General features: G+C 73.2%; 15 protein-coding genes. 6 read left to right on the plus strand and 9 right to left on the minus strand.

The annotated features are described in order from the left end of the window. The first annotated feature begins 92 nt into the window (after positions 1 to 92). Positions 93 to 2,012, plus strand: a complete 1,920-nt coding sequence (locus D7D94_RS00160) for a BglG family transcription antiterminator (protein ID WP_156240669.1) — start codon at positions 93 to 95, stop codon at positions 2,010 to 2,012. 12 nt (positions 2,013 to 2,024) lie between these two features. Here the strand turns inward: D7D94_RS00160 and D7D94_RS00165 are convergent, their stop codons facing one another. Together D7D94_RS00165 and D7D94_RS00170 are read right to left on the minus strand one after the other, a co-directional pair. Then, on the minus strand, positions 2,025 to 3,680 hold the full coding sequence (locus D7D94_RS00165) for a phospho-sugar mutase (protein ID WP_156240670.1): 1,656 nt from the start codon (positions 3,678 to 3,680) through the stop codon (positions 2,025 to 2,027). Next, positions 3,680 to 4,510, minus strand: a complete 831-nt coding sequence (locus tag D7D94_RS00170) for a purine-nucleoside phosphorylase (RefSeq protein WP_156240671.1) — start codon at positions 4,508 to 4,510, stop codon at positions 3,680 to 3,682. The genes D7D94_RS00165 and D7D94_RS00170 overlap by 1 nt, the downstream gene beginning before the upstream one ends. 72 nt (positions 4,511 to 4,582) lie before the next feature. Between D7D94_RS00170 and D7D94_RS00175 the strand changes: the two genes are divergently transcribed. After that, positions 4,583 to 6,022 (plus strand): NAD(P)H-quinone dehydrogenase, encoded by a 1,440-nt coding sequence (locus D7D94_RS00175; RefSeq protein ID WP_156240672.1) that lies wholly within the window; start codon positions 4,583 to 4,585, stop codon positions 6,020 to 6,022. Positions 6,023 to 6,108: 86 nt separating this feature from the next. Here D7D94_RS00175 and D7D94_RS00180 read toward each other — a convergent pair whose 3' ends face one another. Beyond that, a complete protein-coding gene (locus D7D94_RS00180; RefSeq protein ID WP_156240673.1) occupies positions 6,109 to 7,878 on the minus strand; it encodes an acetyl/propionyl/methylcrotonyl-CoA carboxylase subunit alpha in 1,770 nt (589 codons plus the stop codon). Between the two features lie 78 nt (positions 7,879 to 7,956). Continuing rightward, complete coding sequence (locus D7D94_RS00185) at positions 7,957 to 8,610, minus strand: Maf family protein (protein WP_156240674.1); 654 nt, start codon at positions 8,608 to 8,610, stop codon at positions 7,957 to 7,959. 47 nt (positions 8,611 to 8,657) lie between these two features. Here D7D94_RS00185 and D7D94_RS00190 point away from each other — a divergent pair, with 47 nt between their 5' ends. From D7D94_RS00190 to D7D94_RS00205, 4 genes are read left to right on the plus strand one after another with little or no spacing between them, the layout of a single operon-like run. Then, positions 8,658 to 9,902, plus strand: a complete 1,245-nt coding sequence (locus D7D94_RS00190) for a class I SAM-dependent RNA methyltransferase (protein ID WP_156240675.1) — start codon at positions 8,658 to 8,660, stop codon at positions 9,900 to 9,902. Between the two features lie 30 nt (positions 9,903 to 9,932). Then, positions 9,933 to 10,580: a response regulator transcription factor gene (locus D7D94_RS00195; RefSeq protein WP_156240676.1), complete on the plus strand. Its 648-nt coding sequence runs from the start codon at positions 9,933 to 9,935 to the stop codon at positions 10,578 to 10,580. Then, complete coding sequence (locus D7D94_RS00200) at positions 10,580 to 11,857, plus strand: sensor histidine kinase (RefSeq protein ID WP_156240677.1); 1,278 nt, start codon at positions 10,580 to 10,582, stop codon at positions 11,855 to 11,857. The genes D7D94_RS00195 and D7D94_RS00200 overlap by 1 nt, the downstream gene beginning before the upstream one ends. Then, complete coding sequence (locus D7D94_RS00205) at positions 11,854 to 12,858, plus strand: hypothetical protein (RefSeq protein WP_246171817.1); 1,005 nt, start codon at positions 11,854 to 11,856, stop codon at positions 12,856 to 12,858. The genes D7D94_RS00200 and D7D94_RS00205 overlap by 4 nt, the downstream gene beginning before the upstream one ends. A gap of 507 nt (positions 12,859 to 13,365) precedes the next feature. Here the strand turns inward: D7D94_RS00205 and D7D94_RS00210 are convergent. From D7D94_RS00210 to D7D94_RS00230, 5 genes are all read right to left on the minus strand, one after another. Beyond that, positions 13,366 to 13,581: an acyl-CoA carboxylase subunit epsilon gene (locus tag D7D94_RS00210; RefSeq protein ID WP_156240679.1), complete on the minus strand. Its 216-nt coding sequence runs from the start codon at positions 13,579 to 13,581 to the stop codon at positions 13,366 to 13,368. 13 nt (positions 13,582 to 13,594) lie between these two features. After that, positions 13,595 to 15,166 (minus strand): acyl-CoA carboxylase subunit beta, encoded by a 1,572-nt coding sequence (locus D7D94_RS00215; protein ID WP_156240680.1) that lies wholly within the window; start codon positions 15,164 to 15,166, stop codon positions 13,595 to 13,597. 105 nt (positions 15,167 to 15,271) lie between these two features. Next, on the minus strand, positions 15,272 to 16,408 hold the full coding sequence (locus D7D94_RS00220; RefSeq protein WP_156240681.1) for a 5-(carboxyamino)imidazole ribonucleotide synthase: 1,137 nt from the start codon (positions 16,406 to 16,408) through the stop codon (positions 15,272 to 15,274). 36 nt (positions 16,409 to 16,444) lie between these two features. Further along, a complete protein-coding gene (locus D7D94_RS00225; protein WP_156240682.1) occupies positions 16,445 to 16,999 on the minus strand; it encodes a PH domain-containing protein in 555 nt (184 codons plus the stop codon). Positions 17,000 to 17,161: 162 nt separating this feature from the next. Then, on the minus strand, positions 17,162 to 17,932 hold the full coding sequence (locus D7D94_RS00230) for a biotin--[acetyl-CoA-carboxylase] ligase (RefSeq protein ID WP_156243226.1): 771 nt from the start codon (positions 17,930 to 17,932) through the stop codon (positions 17,162 to 17,164). Positions 17,933 to 18,027: the final 95 nt, after the last annotated feature.

An 18,027-nucleotide genomic window follows, 5' to 3' on the forward strand; every position in this document is an offset into this window, starting at 1 on the left:
CCGTGGGACAAGGCACTCTTTCTTCCGCCCCCGAGGAAAGGGCCAGCCGCCGCGTGATTGACTGGTCGCGGGGTGCGCGGGAGGGGGTGCGGATGTCGCGGCAGCGTCAGGATCGACTCGTGGCGATCCTCCTCCGCGACGGCGGATGGATGACGGCCGCCGCGCTCGCCGACCGGCTGGGCGTGACGCCACGCAGCATCCGCTCGTACGTCACCGCGGTGAACGGGCGCGTCCCCGGCCATCCGGTCGTCGCCTCGGGTCCGGCCGGCTACCGCGTGCACCCGACGGGCGCCGCTCTCCTGCGCGAGGGCGAGCAGCCCCCGGCGAGCGCTCCCCGCGAGCGCCTGCGACGGCTCATCCACGCGCTCATCGACGCCGACGGCGGGATCGACCTGTACGGCACGGCCGAGGAGCTGCACGTCAGCGAGGCGACGGTCGAGTCCGATCTCGCGCGCGTGCGCGCGCTCGTCCGCGGCGGGGAGCTGGCGCTGGAGCGGCACGGGGCGCGCGTCGTGCTGGTCGGGACGGAGCTCGCGCGGCGGCGCCTGCTCTCGTCGCTCGCTCACGACGAGATGGCCGACGGCGCCTTCGACCTCGAGGCGCTGCGCCGCATCGCCGGCACGAGTGCGGTGCCGGCGGAGGCGTTCGGCCGCTTCAAGGCCGCGCTCGCCGCCGAGCTCGGCGACCTGGGCTACTTCGTGAACGAGTTCGCCGTCGCCGACGTCACGCTGCACGTCTCCATCGCGGTCGACCGCGCGCGGCAGGGGCGCTCTCTCGACACCGTCCACGGCGAGCCGCCGGCCGAGCAGCAGCGGCTGGCGGAGGTCGTCGGCCGGCTCGCCGAGCGCGAGCTCGACGCCGCTCTCGGCGCAGGGGACCGGCTGCACCTCGCGTCGCTCCTCCTCACCCGCGTCGTCGTGCCGGATTCCCGCGAAGCCGGCACGAGCGGCGTCGACGCCGCCGTGGAGGAGGCCGTCCGCGCGGCCGTCGCGCACGTGTCGCGCGCCTACCTCGTCGATCTCGGCCGCGAGGAGTTCGTGGAGCGCCTGGCCCTGCACGTGCAGAACCTCGCGCACCGCGCGCGCGAGCGCGCGTGGTCGCGGAACCCGCTCACGCGCTCGCTGAAGGCGACCTACCCGCTCATCTTCGAGGTCGCCGTCTCGATCGCCGGCGACCTGTCCGACCGGCTCGGGATGGCCATCCGCGACGACGAGATCGCCTACATCGCCATGCACGTGGGCGGGGAGCTCGAGCGCGAGCGCCACGACGACGCGCGGCTCACCGCGACGATCGTGTGCCCCGGGTACTACGAGCTGCATGAGCTGCTGCGCTCGAGCGTGGCGCGCTCGCTGGGGCAGGCGGTGGAGGTGACCGACGTCGTCACGCGCGTCGACCCCGACTGGAAGGCCATCGCCACCGACCTCGTGCTCACGACGATCGAGCCGCCGACGCCGTCGGAGACGATCGTGCGGATCCGGCCGTTCCTCACCGAGGGCGACGTCGAGCGCGTGATGCAGGCGGCGGCGCGCCTGCGGCGAGGACGGCGGCTCTCGCGGCTGCGCGCGGAGCTCGAGCGGTACTTCGACGCGGGCGCCTTCCTCCGCGGGCTCGACGGCTCCGCCGGCGAGGAGGGCATCATCCGCGCGCTGGGAGGGCTGCTCGTCCAGCGCGGTGTGATCGACGAGTCCTACGTGACCGGGGCGATCGCGCGCGAGCGGATGTCGTCGACCGCCTTCACCGATGCGCTGGCCGTGCCGCACGCCCTGCGCATGACCGCCGCCCGCACCGCCATCGCGATCGGCATCGCCGAGCCGTCGGTGCCGTGGGGCGACGGCCGCGTGCAGGTGGTCGCGTTCGCGGCCTTCAGCGAGAGCGACCGCGAGGCATTCCAGACCGTGTTCGAGCAGTTCGTCGAGGTGTTCGGCGAGCGGGAGAACGTGGAGCGGCTGCTGCGCCGCGGCACGGACTTCGCCGGCTTTCTCGACGAGCTCGTCGCGATCATCGGCACGTAGGCGGGCCGGGCGTCAGTCCGCGCCGACGACCGCGCGCGCGGCGGCGTCGAGCGCCGAGAGGCGCTCCCTCGCGTCCTCGGCGGAGTCGCCGACGACGTCGAGGTAGACCTTGAGCTTCGGCTCCGTTCCGCTCGGGCGCACGATCACGCGGGAGCCGTCGTCGAGCGTGTACCGCAGCACATCGCCCGACGGACCGCCCTCGACCGGGCGCAGCAGATCCTCCGCCCGCGCGACGGCGCGATCGCCGAATACGGCGGGCGGCGCCGCCCGCAGGCGGGTCATGACCGCTGCGATGAGCGAGATGTCGGCCACGCGGACGGAGATCTGGCCGCTCGCGTAGTGGCCGATCTCCTCGGCGAGCTCGTCGAGGAGCCCGGCGATCGTGGTGCCGCGTCCGCGCGCCTCGGCGGCGAGCGAGAGCATCGCCACCGCGGCGGAGATGCCGTCCTTGTCGCGCACGGTCTCCGGGTTCACGAGGTAGCCGAGGGCCTCCTCGAATCCGTACACGATGCCGGGGGCGCGGGAGATCCACTTGAACCCGGTGAGGGTGGTGTGGAAGTCGAGCCCATGCCGCTCGGCGATCGCCCCGAGCCCGGGAGAGGACACGAGCGAGCAGGCGAGCGACGCGCCGGGGCGACCGGCCGCGGCACGGGCGGCGCGCGCCCCGAGGAGGAGGCCGATCTCGTTCCCCGTCAGCCGCCGCCATCCGTCGACCGTCGGGATGCCGACCGCCAGGCGGTCCGCGTCGGGGTCGTTCGCGAGCACGAACTCCGCGTCGTGCGCGGCGGCCGTCGTGAACGCGAGGTCCATCGCGCCCGGCTCCTCCGGGTTGGGGAAGGCCACCGTGGGGAAGGCCCCGTCGGGCGCGATCTGCTCGGCGACGACCTCCGGCGCGGGGTAGCCCGCGCGCTCGACGATGCGCTGGAACGTCTCCCACCCGACGCCGTGCATCGCCGTGTACGCCCACCGCATGCCCGCGGCGGACGCCGGAGCGGGGGCGACCGCGGCGGTCGCGGCGATGTAGGCCTCGACGACGTCCTCGCCGGCGATCTCGTACGCGTCCGAGCGCGGCAGGTCGGGCACCCCCAGCTCGTCGGCCACGCGCTGGATGTGCGCGGCGATCTCGCGGTCGGCGGGCGAGACGATCTGCGCGCCCTCGTCGGCGCCGCCGAGGTACACCTTGTATCCGTTGTCGTTCGGCGGGTTGTGGCTGGCGGTCACCATGACGCCCGCGTCGGCGCCGAGGTGCCGCACCGCGAAGGCGAGCACGGGCGTGGGGAGGAGGCGCGGGAGGAGGATGGCCCGGAGCCCCGCGCCGGCGAGGATCTCCGCCGAGTCGCGTGCGAACACGTCGGAGTTGCGGCGACCGTCGTAGCCGATGACGACGCTCGGCTGCGTCCCCGTCGCCGCCCGCTCGGCGAGGTAGGCGGCGAAGCCCGCCGCGGCCTGCGCGACGAGCACGCGGTTCATGCGGAGGGGACCGGCGCCGAGCTCGCCGCGGAGACCCGCGGTGCCGAAGGCCAGGCGGCCGGCGAAGCGGGCCGCGAGGTCGGCGGTCGCCGTCTCATCCTGCTGCTCGGCGCGCGCGATGAGCGCCGCGAGCTCCTCGCGGGTCTGCGGATCGGGGTCCTGGTCGAGCCACGAGCGCGCGGCGGCGAGGACGTCCATCACAGCTTCCCCACGACCTCGGCGAGGAGCGCGGAGATGCGGCCCTCGGCCATCCGACCCGCCTCGATGACCTCCTGGTGGCTGAGGGGATCCGCGGAGATGCCGGCGGCGAGGTTGGTGATGAGCGAGAAGCCCAGCACCTCCATGCCGGCCTGGCGTGCGGCGATCGCCTCGAGCGCGGTCGACATGCCGACGATGTCGCCGCCGATGGCCTTCGCCATCTGCACCTCGGCCGGCGTCTCGTAGTGCGGCCCGCGGAACTGGCAGTACACGCCGCTGTCGAGGGAGGGGTCGACCGACAGCGCGATGTCGCGGAGGCGTTGCGCATACAGGTCGGTGAGGTCGATGAAGGTCGCGCCCTCGAGCGGCGAGTCCGCGGTGAGGTTGATGTGGTCGCTGATGAGGACGGGCTGGCCCGGGCTCCACGTGTCCTTGATGCCACCGGCGCCATTGGTGAGCACCATGACACGCGCGCCGGTCGCGGCGGCGGTGCGGACGCTGTGCACGACGCGGCGGACGCCGTGGTTCTCGTAGTAGTGGGTGCGGGCGCCGATGATGAGGACGTGGCGCCCCTGGGGCGTGCGCACGCTGCGGATGGTCCCCACGTGGCCTTCGAGGGCGGGCCGCGAGAAGCCGGTGACCTCGGTGGCCGGGACGGTCGCCACGGTCTCGCCGATGAGCTCGGCCGCCTTGCCCCAGCCGCTGCCGAGGGTCACGGCGACGTCGTGTCGCTCGACGCCGGTGAGGCGGGCGATGTCGTCGGCGGCGGCCTGCGCGACCGCGAACGGGTCGGCGGGCGGATCGAGGGGATGGGCGCCTTCCAGAGTCATGGCACGAGCATAACGACACCCGTCGCGCACCCGGTCGTGCCGAAGCCGCCGGAACCGGGGACAATGGGGGGCATGGTCTTTGATTTCGAGCGGACACAGCGCATCGCGATTCTGGGAGGCGGCCCGGGCGGCTACGAGGCGGCGCTCGCCGGAGCTCAGCTGGGCGCCGACGTCACCCTCGTCGAGCACACCGGCGTGGGCGGATCTGCGGTCCTCACCGACGTCGTGCCCTCCAAGACGCTGATCGCGACGGCCGACGCCGCGCAGGCGATCGCCGACGCGGGCGAGCTGGGCGTGCAGTTCTACGCGAAGGGCGACCACGACAAGCCGTTGAAGCCGGAGGTCGCCATCAACCTCCTCGCCATCAACAAGCGGCTCCTCGCGCTCGCCGGTCAGCAGTCCGAGGACATGCGCACGCAGCTCCTCGAGGCGGGCGTGAAGATCATCTCCGGGCACGGCCGGCTCGAGGGCGACGAGGCGATCGTCGTGTCGACGGGCCCCGCAGGCACCGACTTCGACCGCATCGAGGCCGACACGATCATCGTGTCGGTGGGCGCGTCGCCGCGAGAGCTGCCCTCCGCCAAGCCCGACGGCAAGCGCATCCTCACGTGGAAGCACCTGTACGACCTCCCCGCGGTGCCCGAGCACCTCATCGTCGTCGGCTCCGGCGTCACCGGCGCGGAGTTCGCCTCGGCGTACATGAACCTGGGCTCGAAGGTCACGCTGGTCTCCAGCCGCGACCAGGTCCTGCCCGGCGAGGACCAGGACGCGGCGAAGGTGCTCGAGAAGGTGTTCACGCGCGGCGGCATGGAGCTGCTGGCGAAGTCGCGCGCGGAATCGGTGGAGAACACCGGCGACGGCGTGCGGGTCACGCTGTCGGACGGCCGCGTCGTGGAGGGGAGCCACTGCCTCATGGCGGTCGGGGCCATCCCGAACACCGCGGACATCGGCCTCGAGGAGGCGGGCGTGCAGGTCACGCCGTCCGGCAACATCCGCATCAACAAGGTCGGCCGCACGTCGGTGCCGAACGTCTACGCCGTCGGCGACTGCACGACGATGATGCCGCTGGCGTCGGTCGCGTCGATGCTCGGGCGCACGGCCGTCTTCCACGCCATGGGAGACGTGGCCATCCCGTTCGACACGCACAAGATCGCGGCGAACATCTTCACGAGCCCCGAGATCGCCACGGTCGGATGGACGCAGCCGGCTGTCGAGGAGGGCACGGTCAGCGCGGAGGTGCACAAGCTGCCGCTGAGCTCCAACGCCCGCGCCAAGATGATGGGCGTGAAGGACGGCTTCGTGAAGCTCTACGCGCGCGAGGGGTCCGGCACCATCGTCGGCGGCGTCATCGTGGCGCCTCGCGCGTCGGAGCTCATCTACCCGATCTCGATCGCGGTGGAGCGGCGCCTCACGGTGGACCAGGTGGCACGCGTGTTCGCGGCGTACCCGTCGCTCGCGGGGTCGATCACCGACGCCGCCCGCGCGCTGCACCACGTCGACCGCCGGAGCTGACCCCGCCGGATACGGCATGTCCCACTTGTGCACGCCATCCGCATCGGATGGCGTGCACAAGTGGGACATGCCCGTGCGGGCTGGAGTCAGGCGATGACGAGCAGCTGGTGACCGGCGCCGACCGTGGTGCCGGGGGCGGCGTCGATCGAGCCGATGGTGCCGTCCTTATGGGCGTGCAGCGGCTGCTCCATCTTCATCGCCTCGAGGACGACGACGAGGTCGCCCTTGACGACCTGCTGGCCCTCCTCGACGGCGACCTTCACGACGGTGGCCTGCATCGGCGACTTCAGCGCGTCGCCGGAGGCACCCGCGGTGGCCGCGCCGCCCGAGTGGCTGCGACGCGATGACGGCGCGGCGGCCGGACGGCCCACGGCGGTCGGGGTCGTGACCACGCGGTCGGGCAGGCTCACCTCGAGGCGCTTGCCGTTCACCTCGACGACGACCGAATGGCGGCCCTCCGCCGCGCGCGGCGACTCCAGCTCGCCATCCCAGGCCGGGATGTCGTTGACGAACTCGGTCTCGATCCAGCGCGTGTAGACGCCGAACTCGCCGCTCTCGGCGGTGAACGCGGGGTCGCGGACGACCTTGCGGTGGAACGGCAGCACGGTGGGCATGCCGGCGACCTCGAACTCGTCGAGCGCGCGGCGGGAGCGCTCGAGCGCCTCCTCGCGGGTGCGGCCGGTGACGATGATCTTCGCCAGCAGCGAGTCGAACGCGCCGGAGACCTCGTCGCCCGCGGTGACGCCGGAGTCGAGGCGGATGCCCGGGCCGCCGAACGTCTTGAAGACGTGGATGGGGCCGGGCTGGGGGAGGAAGCCGCGCCCCGGGTCCTCGCCGTTGATGCGGAACTCGAAGGAGTGGCCCTGCGGCGCCGGGTCGTCGTAGTCGAGGGTGCCGCCCGCGGCGATGCGGAACTGCTCGCGCACGAGGTCGATGCCGGTGACCTCCTCGGAGACCGGGTGCTCCACCTGCAGACGCGTGTTCACCTCGAGGAACGAGATCGTGCCATCCGCCCCCACGAGGAACTCGCAGGTGCCGGCGCCGGTGTAGCCGACCTCGCGCAGGATGGCCTTGGACGCGGAGTAGAGGATGGCGTTCTGCTCGTCCGTGAGGAAGGGCGCGGGTGCCTCCTCGACGAGCTTCTGGTGGCGGCGCTGCAGCGAGCAGTCGCGCGTGGAGACCACGACGACGTTGCCGGCGGCGTCGGCCAGGCACTGGGTCTCGACGTGGCGCGGCTTGTCGAGGTACTTCTCGACGAAGCACTCGCCGCGGCCGAAGGCGGCGATCGCCTCGCGGGTCGCCGACTCGAACATCTCGGGGACCTCGTCGAGCGTGCGCGCGACCTTCAGCCCGCGCCCGCCGCCGCCGTATGCGGCCTTGATCGCGATGGGGAGGCCGGCCTGCTCGGCGAACGCGACGACCTCCTCGGCCGTCTCGACGGGACCGGGGGTGCCGGGCGCGAGCGGCGCGCCGACCTTCTCCGCCACGTGGCGCGCGGTGACCTTGTCGCCCAGGGCCTCGATGGCCTCGGGGGAGGGGCCGATCCAGATGAGCCCCGCGGCCTGCACGGCGCGCGCGAACTCGGCGTTCTCGGCGAGGAAGCCGTAGCCGGGGTGCACGGCGTCGGCGCCGGAGCGCCGGGCGACGGAGAGGATCTTGTCGATCTGCAGGTAGGTCTCGGCGCTCGTGGAGCCCTCGAGCGCGTACGCCTCATCGGCGAGGCGCGCGTGCAGGGCGTCGCGATCCTGATCGGCGTAGACGGCGACGGAGGAGATCCCCGAGTCGCGCGCCGCGCGGACGATGCGGACGGCGATCTCGCCGCGGTTCGCGATGAGCACCTTGGCGATTTCAGACATGCGTCCCAGCGTAGTCACGCCGGGGTGCTCCCTTTTGCGTGACCCTCACAAAGTGCGGGCGGATTGCTGAGCGAATTCCTACGGGATGCGGTTCCACAGGTCGGTCCACTCGACCCCCAGCTCGCGCGCGAGGCGGCGGATGGTCGACAGCGACATCCCGACGACGGTGGAGGGGTCGCCCTCCACGCGCTCGATGAACGGCGCGCCCAGGCTGTCGACGGTGAAGGCGCCCGCGACGAGGAGCGGCTCGCCGGTGCCGACATACGCCGCGATCTCCGCGTCGGTGACGTCGGCGGCGAACGACACCGACGCCCGCGCGACGGCGTGCGCCTCGGGGCGGTCCCCCGCCCCCGCGCGCACCCGGATCACCGCATGGCCGGAGTGCAGCACGCCGGTGCGTCCGCGCATCGCCTGCCAGCGCGCGGTCGCCGCCTCGGGCGTGTACGGCTTGCCGAGGATCTCGCCGTCCAGCTCGAACATCGAGTCCCCGCCGACGACGATCCCGTCGAAGTCGGGGAGGACCTCGAGGACGCGGCCCGCGACATCCGCCGCCTTGCGCCGCGCGAGGACGAGGACGTGCTCGTCGGCCGGGAGGGTGCGACCCTCCTGCCGCTCGATGTCGGCGATCACGGCCTCCTCGTCCACCTCGGGGGCGAGGGGGAGCGGCTCGATGCCGGCCTGGTTCAGGAGCGCCAGGCGCGCGGGCGACGTGGAGGCGAGACAGACCTGCATGCCCCCACGGTAGGCGATCGGCCAGCCGGCGATGCGACGATGTGGGGATGCAGAGCGGAGACGTCGTCGATCTCGAGGTCACGGACATCGCGCACGGGGGCGTCTTCGTCGCCCGGCACGAGGGTCGGGTGGTGTTCGTGCCGGATGCGATCCCCGGCGAGCGGGTGCGCGCCCGGGTCGCCGAGGTGAAGAAGAGCTTCGCCCGCGCGGAGGCGCTCGAGGTGCTGGACGCGTCTCCCCATCGGCGCCCGCACATCTGGGCCGAGGCCGACATCGCCCGCGACCCCGCCGAGCGCGTCGGCGGCGCCGACCTCGGGCACATCGAGCTCGCGCACCAGCGCGTCCTCAAAGAGAAGGTGCTGCGCGACGCGTTCGCGCGGTTCGCGGGCGGCGAGGTCGAGGTGCCCGTCGCTGCGGCCGAAGACGAGACGGCGGATGGCACGCGCTGGCGCACGCGCATCGGCCTCCACATCGACGGGGAGGGCCGGATCGGCCCCTACGCCTCCCGCAGCCATCGCGTCATCGAGGTGGCCGGCCATCCGCTCGCGACCGCGGCGATCGAGAGCGCCGCGCTCGCGCTGCACCGCGAGAAGCCGGGCCGCGTCGATCTCGCGCAGTCGGCGGACGGCGCGGTGCACGTCGTGCGCCGACCGGATCGCCGGCGGGGAGCGAAGGCGCCGGCCGTGGCGCCGCAGGTCGTCGTCGAGCGCGTCGGCGAGCGCGCGTTCCAGGTGGATGCCGGCGGCTTCTGGCAGGTGCACCGGAGCGCGGCCGGCGTGCTGCACGGCGCGGTGATGCGCGCGCTCGGCGCGGGGCTCGACGCCGACGCCCGGCACCTGGACCTCTACGGCGGCGTGGGACTCCTCGCCGACGCGATCGGCCAGGCCGCGGGCGAGGACGTGCGGCTCACGTCGGTCGAGTCGGCGCCTCGGGCGACCGCGCACGCCCGCGCGAACCTCGAGCGCTATCCTCGCGCTGAGGCGGTCACCGGTCGCGTCGAGCGGTGGCTCGGCGCGCTCGCCGCGGACGCGGACGCCGACGACCGAGAGGCCCTGCGGCGCGGCGTCACCCTGCTCGACCCGCCGCGCGCGGGAGCGGGCGCGCAGGTCGTCGACGCGATCGCCGAGATCGCGCCGTCCGCGGTCGTGTATGTGGCGTGCGACCCTGTCGCGCTCGCGCGCGACGTCGGGCTGTTCAGCGCGCACGGGTACACGGCCGAGAGCGTGACGGGGTTCGACCTCTTCCCCAACTCGCATCACGTGGAGGCGCTGGCGGTGCTGCGTCGGGCGTGAGATGACGCGCCCGACGGCTAGGCTTCTGGCATGACACGCGTGGCCCTCATCGATGATCACGAGTCGGTTCGGCTCGGCCTCGAGGCGGCGCTGCGGCGCGACGGACACGACGTCGTCTACAGCGGCGTGTCCGTGTCCGCCCACCTCGCCTGGCGTCAGGAGACCGCCGCGGCGCCCGCCGACGTCGTGCTGCTCGACCTCACCCTCGGCGACGGCGCGACCATCACCGAGAACGTCGTGCGGCTGGCGGGGGAGTCCGCCGTGATCATCCACTCCGTCGCCGACCGCCCAGCCGCCGTGCGCGAGGCGCTCGCCGCAGGCGCCGCGGGCGTGGTGAGCAAGTCCTCGCCGCTCGAGGACGTGCTCGCGGCGGTCCGCACCACCGCGGGCGGCGAGCCGCTGAACAACGTCGAGTGGGCGAGCGCCGTCGCGAGCGACCGCGAGTTCGCCGACGCGCAGCTGGCCGCGAGGGAGCGCGAGGTGCTGCGCCTCTACGCCGCCGGCCTCCCGCTCAAGGCGGTCGCCGACCGCCTCGGGATCGCCTACTCCACGGCGAAGGAGAACATCACGCGCATCCGCGTGAAGTACACGGATGTCGGTCGCCCGGCGCCGACGAAGGTGGATCTCCTCCGCCGCGCCATCGAAGACGGCATCGTCGACGCTCCGGCGGAGAGCTGATGGCCGCCCCGCACGTCCCCACCGGCGAGGAGGCGATCGCGCAGGCCTGGAACCAGGTCCTGCCGCGCCGCGCTGCGGCCGTCGCGCTCGAGCGCGGATTCACGACCGCGCGCATCGAGCGCGTGCTGCAGGTCGCGCTCGCGCTGGCCTCCACGCTCCTCGGCGCGCAGGCCGTCGGCGCAGCGCTGGCCTCGGACCTCGGACCGCCGCTGCGGACCGCGCTCGTCGGGATGGTCTTCGCCTCGCTCGCGGCGATGATCGTGGCGTGCCTCGTCGGGCGCTGGGCGCGCAGCGCGTCGGCGGTGTTCGCCTTCCTGCTGCCGCTCGCGCTCGCGGTGCTCGGCGCGCTCCCGGCGCCGAGCTACGAACCCGACGGCGGTCCGTGGATCTTCTTCCTCCTCAGCGTCGCCCCGGCCGCCGCCGCGATCACCTTCCCCACCGCCTGGCAGTTCCTCTGGGTCGTCGTCGTCCCCGTGCTGTACGCCTATATCCGGCTCTCCCGCGGCGCGTTCGCGCCGGAGTCCTGGATCGCGGCGACCTACGACCTGTCGCTGGCGCTCATCATCGGCACCACCATCGTGGCGCTCGTGTGGATGTTCCGCAGCCTCGCCTCGGGCGTCGACGCCGCCCGTTCCGCCGCGATCGCCGAGTACTCGCGGGCCGCCTCCGCCGACGCCGCGGAGCAGGAGCGGGTCGAGGTCGCCGCGCTCATGCACGACAGCGTCCTCGCCGCCCTCATCGCGGCGGGCCGCGCCCGCTCCGCGCGCGAGCACCACCTGGCCGTGTCCATGGCGCGCGAAGCGCTCACGCGGCTCGCGAACGCCGAATCGGACGAGCCGGAGGGCAGCGACGCTCCCGTCACGTCCTCGTGGATCCGCTCGGAGCTGCAGGCGCAGGCGCGCGCCCTCGGCCTCGACCTCGTCGTCGAGGAGAGCCAGCCGCCGATGTCGGGCATCCCGGGCCGCGTCGCGCGCGCCCTCGTGCTCGCCGCGACCCAGGCCATCGCCAACGCGATCCAGCACGCCGACGGGCGCGGGCTCGCCGTCCGGCTCTCCGCGCGCAGCGGCCGGGTGCAGATCGTCGTCGTCGACGCGGGCACCGGCCTCGACCTCGCGGCGATCCCCGCCGACCGGCTCGGCATCCGCGCGTCGATCTTCGCGCGCGTGACGGCGGTCGGCGGTCGAGCGGAGATCGATTCGGATGGCGGAGGCACCGTCGTGACGATCGCATGGCCGTCCAAGGACGCCCCGCAGAGCATGCAGGGGGTGACGCCGTGAAGGTCCGCCAGGTCCTGACGAGCCTCGCTGCCGCGCTGTCGGGCTATCTCGCCGCGCGCGGCATCTTCCCCACGCAGGTCGTCGACCACCCCGGCTTCCTGGTCGCGGGTGTCACGCTGTACCTGCTGTCGACCCTGCTCGTCCTCGCCGTGCCGTCGGTGCGCCGTGAGGGCGCCCCCGCACGGCTGCCGAGATGGATCTCGGCCTGGGCGGTGCTCGTCTCGGCCGCGCTGCCCTGCATCGTCAGCGCGAGCTCCGAGCGGGGCGACTGGACCGCTCCGCACGTGACCTGGTACATCGGCGCGGTGGGAGCGCTCATGACGATCGTCATGGTTCGGCGCCGTCCGGTGTGGGCGTGGGCCGGCATCGTGGCGATGAGCGTCGCGAGCTCGGCGCTCATCGGTCTGGGCTCCGCACTGTCGTTCGGCCTCGTCGGCTCCGTGCTCTGGGTCGCCGTCGCACAGCTCATGCAGCTCTCGACGGACCGCGCGTACGCGGACACGGTCAAGCTCGCGAGCCTGCAGCAGGCGTCGGCGGCGTGGCAGTCCGCGCAGATGATGCGCCGCCGGGAGCGCCGCGAGCGCGTGCAGTACGCGCTCGAGGTGGCGGGCCCCGTGCTCACGCAGGTCATCGCCTCGGGTGGCGCGCTCGCCGACGAGGAGCGGAACGAGGCGTGGATCGCCGAGGGCACGCTGCGCGACGAGCTGCGGGCGCCGAAGCTCATGGACGACGAGGTGCGCGCGGCGATCGCGGGCCTCCGCCGGCGCGGCGCCACCGTCACCGTGCTCGATGAGGGCGGCGTGGACGACCTCGACGAAGCTCAGCTCGCCGCCGTCCGCGCCGAGCTCGCCGTGACCCTCGCCGCGACCGACGCGCCGCGCCTCATCATCCGTGCGGCGCCCCATCCGGAGATCGCTGTGACCGTCGTCGGACGGGCCGGAGTGGAGCTCTCGGACGAGGATACGGTCGCGCTCTGGCACGAGATCCCTCGCCCGAGCTGAGCCGCCCGGACGCCTCGTCCGTCGGACGGGGCGTTCCGGCGTGGTCGGCGGGCGTTCGATCGCGGGCCACCCCGTTCGATCGCGGGAGCCCGGAGACGGAAAGGGCCGGGGGTGATCATTCACCCCCGGCCGTGCGGACGGTTACCCGAAAACCGTCCGCGGGAGGGCCGACAGCCCATCCGCCTACCCTGGAGCAGATGGGGCGGCCAACGCAAAGCGTTTCCGTATTCAGTATGGAAAACCCGCAAGCGGATGTCTGTAGGTATTTCGGGGGACATCTTCCGGAATCTCGGCGCCCGCCATCCCCGATCGAGCGGGATGGGCCTGCGCGTCGGTGGTGCGGAACTCGCGGATTGCGGGCTGAGAACGCGAGAACGGCACCACCGAGTGGATGGCCCCGCGCGTCGGTGGTGCCGAACTCGCGGAATGCGGGCTGAGAACGCGAGAACGGCACCACCGAGCGGATGGCCCCGCGCGTCGGTGGTGCGGAACTCGCGAAATGCGCGCTCAGCCCCGGAAGCGGCCCCACGCGCCCCGGGCGAGGGGACGGCGCAGTCGGCGCGTGTGCGTCCACGCATCAACGGCGGGTGCGTCCTCGGCGACGGCGGTGGCGGCCTCCGTGGCGTACGCCTCCGAGACGACCGCGACGAGCGCGGCGAGCTCCTCGTCGGTGGGCGTGCCGCGCACGACGTCGACGCGGGGGATCTCGTTCTGCTGCGACATGGGTCGGCTCCCGCTAGAGCGGGATGTTCCCGTGCTTCTTCGGCGGCAGCTCGGCGCGCTTGCCGCGGAGCGCCCGCAGCGCCTTCGCGATCGACACGCGCGTGGCGGCGGGTTCGATGATGCCGTCGAGCTCGCCGCGCTCGGCCGCGAGGAACGGGCTCGCCACGTTGTACGTGTACTCGTTCGCGAGGCGGGTGCGCACGGCCGCGACGTCCTCACCGGCCTCCTCCGCCTTCCGCAGCTCGCCGCGGTAGAGGATGTTCACCGCGCCCTGACCGCCCATCACCGCGATCTCGGCCGTCGGCCACGCGAGGTTGATGTCGGCGCCGAGCTGCTTCGAGCCCATGACGATGTACGCGCCGCCGTAGGCCTTCCGCAGGATGACGGTGACGAGCGGGACCGTCGCCTCCGCGTACGCGTAGAGCAGCTTCGCGCCGCGGCGGATGACGCCGGTCCACTCCTGGTCGGTGCCGGGCAGGTAGCCGGGCACGTCGACGAGGGTGACGATCGGGATGGAGAACGCGTCGCAGAACCGCACGAAGCGGGAGGCCTTCTCGCCCGCCTCGATGTTCAGCGTGCCCGCCATCTGCGAGGGCTGGTTGGCGATGATGCCCACCGTGCGCCCCTCGATCCGGCCGAATCCGATGACGATGTTGGGGGCGAACAGCGGCTGCACCTCGAGGAACTCGCCGTCGTCGACGGTGCGCGCGATGACCTCGTGGATGTCGTACGGCTGGTTCGGCGAATCCGGCACCAGCGTGTTGAGCTGGCGGTCGGCGTCGGTGGTCTCGAACTCGAACGCCGACTCGTACGTCGGGGCGTCTGCCATGTTGTTGTCGGGCAGGAAGCCCAGGAGCGTGCGCGCGTAGTCGAGGGCGTCGTCCTCGTCCTCGGCCAGGTAGTGCGCGACGCCGGAGCGCGTGTTGTGGGTGTGCGCGCCGCCGAGCTCCTCCATGCCGACGTCCTCGCCGGTGACCGTCTTGATGACGTCGGGGCCGGTGACGAACATCTGGCTGGTCTTGTCGACCATGATGACGAAGTCGGTGAGGGCGGGCGAGTAGACGGCGCCGCCCGCCGCCGGGCCCATGATGATCGAGATCTGCGGGATGACGCCGGAGGCCGCGGTGTTGAGGCGGAAGATCTCGCCGTACTTCCCGAGCGCGACCACGCCCTCCTGGATGCGTGCGCCGCCGGAGTCGAGGATGCCGATGATGGGCATGCCGCCGCGCAGGGCGAACTCCATGATCTTGATGATCTTGTCGCCGGCGACCTCGCCGAGCGATCCGCCGAAGGTGGAGAAGTCCTGCGCGTACACGGCGACCGTGCGGCCGTGGATGGTGCCCACGCCGGTCACGACGGAGTCGCCGTAGGGGCGGGAGCGATCCATGCCGAAGGCGGTGGTGCGGTGCCGCACGTACTCGTCGAACTCGACGAACGAGCCGTGGTCGACGAGCAGCTCGATGCGCTCGCGCGCGGTGAGCTTGTTCTTGGCGTGCTGCTTCTCCTGCGCCTTGACCTCGGCCTGCACGACGGCCTCGTCGTAGCGGGCGCGCAGGTCGGCGATCTTGCCCTGGGTCGTGGACATGTCCGGTTCCGTCACGCGTTCCACCCTATCCGTGGGCGCGGCGAAGCAGTTGGAGGGCGCACACAACGCCAGCGGTGATGCTGTGTGGGCTTCCTCCGCCGGGGCTCAGCCCGCGACGGGCGTGTCGAAGAACGCGGCGGCGGCCCTGGCCTCGTAGACCGCGTCGTCGAGCTCGTCGGAGGTGACGTTCACGTGGCCCACCTTGCGGCCGGGGCGCGGCTCCTTGCCGTAGGTGTGGATCTTCGCGAGCGGGTGCGCGGCCATCGCGGCGGCGAAGCGGTCGGTGAGCTGCTCGCCCTGGGGCCCGCCCAGGATGTTCACCATCACGACGGCGCCGGCGGTGACGTCGACCGCGCCGAGGGGCAGATCGAGCACCGCGCGCAGGTGCTGCTCGAACTGGCTCGTGACCGCGCCGTCCTGACTCCAGTGACCGCTGTTGTGCGGACGCATGGCGAGCTCGTTGACGAGGATCCGGTCATCCGTGGTCTCGAACAGCTCCACGGCCAGCATGCCCGTCACGCCGAGCCCGTCGGCGATCGAGGCGCCCAGGCGCGCGGCGACCTCGAGGAGCTTCTCGCTGGCGTCGGGTGCGGGGGCGAGGACCTCCGCGCACACCCCGCCGCGCTGCACGGTCTCCACCACGGGGTAGGCGACCATCTCGCCGCTCGGCCGGCGCGCGATCTGCTGCGCGAGCTCGCGACGGAAGTCGACGAGCTCCTCGACGAGCAGCGCCTCGCCGTCGAAGTCGGCGAACCAGTCGGCGACCTCTGCGGGGTCGGACACCACCTTCACGCCCTTGCCGTCGTAGCCGCCGCGCGGGGTCTTCACGACCGCCCGGCCGCCGTGGTCGTCGAGGAACGCCTGCAGCTCCTCCGTGCGCGAGACCGCCGCCCAGTCGGGCTGCGGCGCGCCGAGCTCGGCCAGTCGGCGGCGCATCACGAGCTTGTCCTGCGCGAAGCGCAGCGCGTCGGGGCCGGGGTGCACGGCGACGCCGTCGTCGACGAGCGCCCGCAGCACGTCCTGCGGCACGTGCTCGTGGTCGAACGTGATGACGTCGACGTCCTGCGCGAATGCGCGCACGGTCTCGACGTCCCGGTAGTCGCCGACCGCGGCCTGCGCGAGCGCGGCCGACATGCCGTCCGCCTCCGCCAGCACCCGGATCTCGATCCCGAGCTCGACCGCCGGAGCGATCATCATCCGAGCCAGCTGGCCGCCGCCGATCACACCCACACGCATCGTCATGCGTCCATCTTGGCGCATCGCGGCGCCGGGGTCCGCTCAGGCCGGGGGCAGCTGATGGCCGAACGAGAAGCCCTGCGAATCGCGGTGCGCCTGGATCTGGCTCATCTCCACCTGGTCTGCGAGCACCTCGTGCACCAGCCCCGCATCGGGCACGTCGTGCAGCACGAGCGGCGGCGACGTGCCGTCGGAGAGCGTGATCGTGCCCGCGCCCCACAGCCGCTGCAGCGGGCCGCGGCGGAGCCGGATGCCGTAGCCGCCGGCGTGGAAGAGGTCGCGCTTGCTGCGCGAGAGGAAGCCGTGCTTCACGCTCACGCGCCGCGTGGTGACGGTGTAGGTGCGAGTGAGCCAGCGCGCGAGCGGCAGGACCGTGCCCACGAGGACGACGACGCCCGCCGCGCAGAGGAGCATCCAGTTCTCCCACGGCAGCGCGAGGTTGTCGTAGAAGTAGGCGACGGCGCCCGCGGTCGCGACGAGGAGGAGCGCCGACCAGACCAGCCGCCGCGCGTGCCCGTGCATGCGCGCGATGACGAGCTCCGGCGCGGGCGCGGCCGGGGGAGTGGCGGGGCGTCCCGCGAGTCCAGGCGTGCTCATGCCCCCATTGTCCGCGACCCCGCCGACGCTCGCGCATGCCGCGCCGGGCGGGACACTGCGCAGGAGATCGGCGGGCACGATGGCGGCCGCCGTCGGCGGCGGGGCGGATGGCCGGGGCCGGCCGGGCGGGCGGCGCTCGGATCTCCTGCGGGATGTGCCGGGTCAGCGCACGTGCACGACGTCGCCCGCCGAGACGGCGACGCGCGCGCCACCCGACTCCACGACGAGGCGCCCGTCGGGTGCGATGGCGGCCGCGCGTCCGCGCAGGGTGCTGCCGTCGGGCAGCGCGACCGACACGTCGCGATCGAGCGTGAGGCAGGCGGCCGTCACCGCGGCATGGGCGCCCGACGCGGCGGCGTCGCCGCCCGCGCGAGCGAGGCCATCCAGCAGTGCGTCGAGGCCGGTCAGGTAGTCGGCGACCAGGGCGTCCTCGTCGCACGCGAGACCCAGCGCGGGGAACGACGTCGCGGTCTCGACCGGCAGGTCCGCCGGGTCGAGCCGGGTGTTGACGCCCGTGCCCACGATCACGGCGTCGGGGGCCGCGGTGCCCTCCGCGAGCACGCCGCAGATCTTCCGCAGGTCCGGCCCGACGAGCACGTCGTTCGGCCACTTGAGCCCCACCCGCTCGGCGGGGATCTGTGCGGCGACCGCGTCGCGCATCGCGACGCCCGCCACGAGCGGGATCCATCCCCGCGCGGCGAGGGGAAGCCGGGGGACCCGCACCACGACGGACAGCGCGAGCGCCGCTCCGGCGGGCGCCACCCAGCGGCGGTCGAGGCGCCCGCGGCCCGCGCGCTGGTCGTGGGTGAGCAGCGCGCCGAGGTGCGGCCACTCCTCGCCGCGCGCGATCGCCGCGGCGAGATCGGCGTTGGTTGACCCCGTCTGCGCGACCTCGGTCATCCGCCCCGCCACCGCCCGCGCTCGCTCCCACATCACGCAACGACCCTAGTGCGGGCGACGGGGCGGGCGACCCTGCGGCGTCCTCTGGGCGAAATCCAGGCTCTCCCCCTACCCTTGTCTGGTGCTGA

This window comes from Microbacterium oryzae (assembly GCF_009735645.1).
GTDB lineage: Bacteria > Actinomycetota > Actinomycetes > Actinomycetales > Microbacteriaceae > Microbacterium > Microbacterium oryzae.

Coding starts and splice junctions, on each gene's coding strand:
- D7D94_RS00160 (WP_156240669.1), top strand. CDS start 93: ATGTCGCGGCAGCGTCAGGATCGACTCGTGGCGATCCTCCTCCGCGAC.
- D7D94_RS00165 (WP_156240670.1), bottom strand. CDS start 3,680: ATGGACGTCCTCGCCGCCGCGCGCTCGTGGCTCGACCAGGACCCCGAT.
- D7D94_RS00170 (WP_156240671.1), bottom strand. CDS start 4,510: ATGACTCTGGAAGGCGCCCATCCCCTCGATCCGCCCGCCGACCCGTTC.
- D7D94_RS00175 (WP_156240672.1), top strand. CDS start 4,583: ATGGTCTTTGATTTCGAGCGGACACAGCGCATCGCGATTCTGGGAGGC.
- D7D94_RS00180 (WP_156240673.1), bottom strand. CDS start 7,878: ATGTCTGAAATCGCCAAGGTGCTCATCGCGAACCGCGGCGAGATCGCC.
- D7D94_RS00185 (WP_156240674.1), bottom strand. CDS start 8,610: ATGCAGGTCTGTCTCGCCTCCACGTCGCCCGCGCGCCTGGCGCTCCTG.
- D7D94_RS00190 (WP_156240675.1), top strand. CDS start 8,658: ATGCAGAGCGGAGACGTCGTCGATCTCGAGGTCACGGACATCGCGCAC.
- D7D94_RS00195 (WP_156240676.1), top strand. CDS start 9,933: ATGACACGCGTGGCCCTCATCGATGATCACGAGTCGGTTCGGCTCGGC.
- D7D94_RS00200 (WP_156240677.1), top strand. CDS start 10,580: ATGGCCGCCCCGCACGTCCCCACCGGCGAGGAGGCGATCGCGCAGGCC.
- D7D94_RS00210 (WP_156240679.1), bottom strand. CDS start 13,581: ATGTCGCAGCAGAACGAGATCCCCCGCGTCGACGTCGTGCGCGGCACG.
- D7D94_RS00215 (WP_156240680.1), bottom strand. CDS start 15,166: ATGTCCACGACCCAGGGCAAGATCGCCGACCTGCGCGCCCGCTACGAC.
- D7D94_RS00220 (WP_156240681.1), bottom strand. CDS start 16,408: ATGACGATGCGTGTGGGTGTGATCGGCGGCGGCCAGCTGGCTCGGATG.
- D7D94_RS00225 (WP_156240682.1), bottom strand. CDS start 16,999: ATGAGCACGCCTGGACTCGCGGGACGCCCCGCCACTCCCCCGGCCGCG.
- D7D94_RS00230 (WP_156243226.1), bottom strand. CDS start 17,932: ATGTGGGAGCGAGCGCGGGCGGTGGCGGGGCGGATGACCGAGGTCGCG.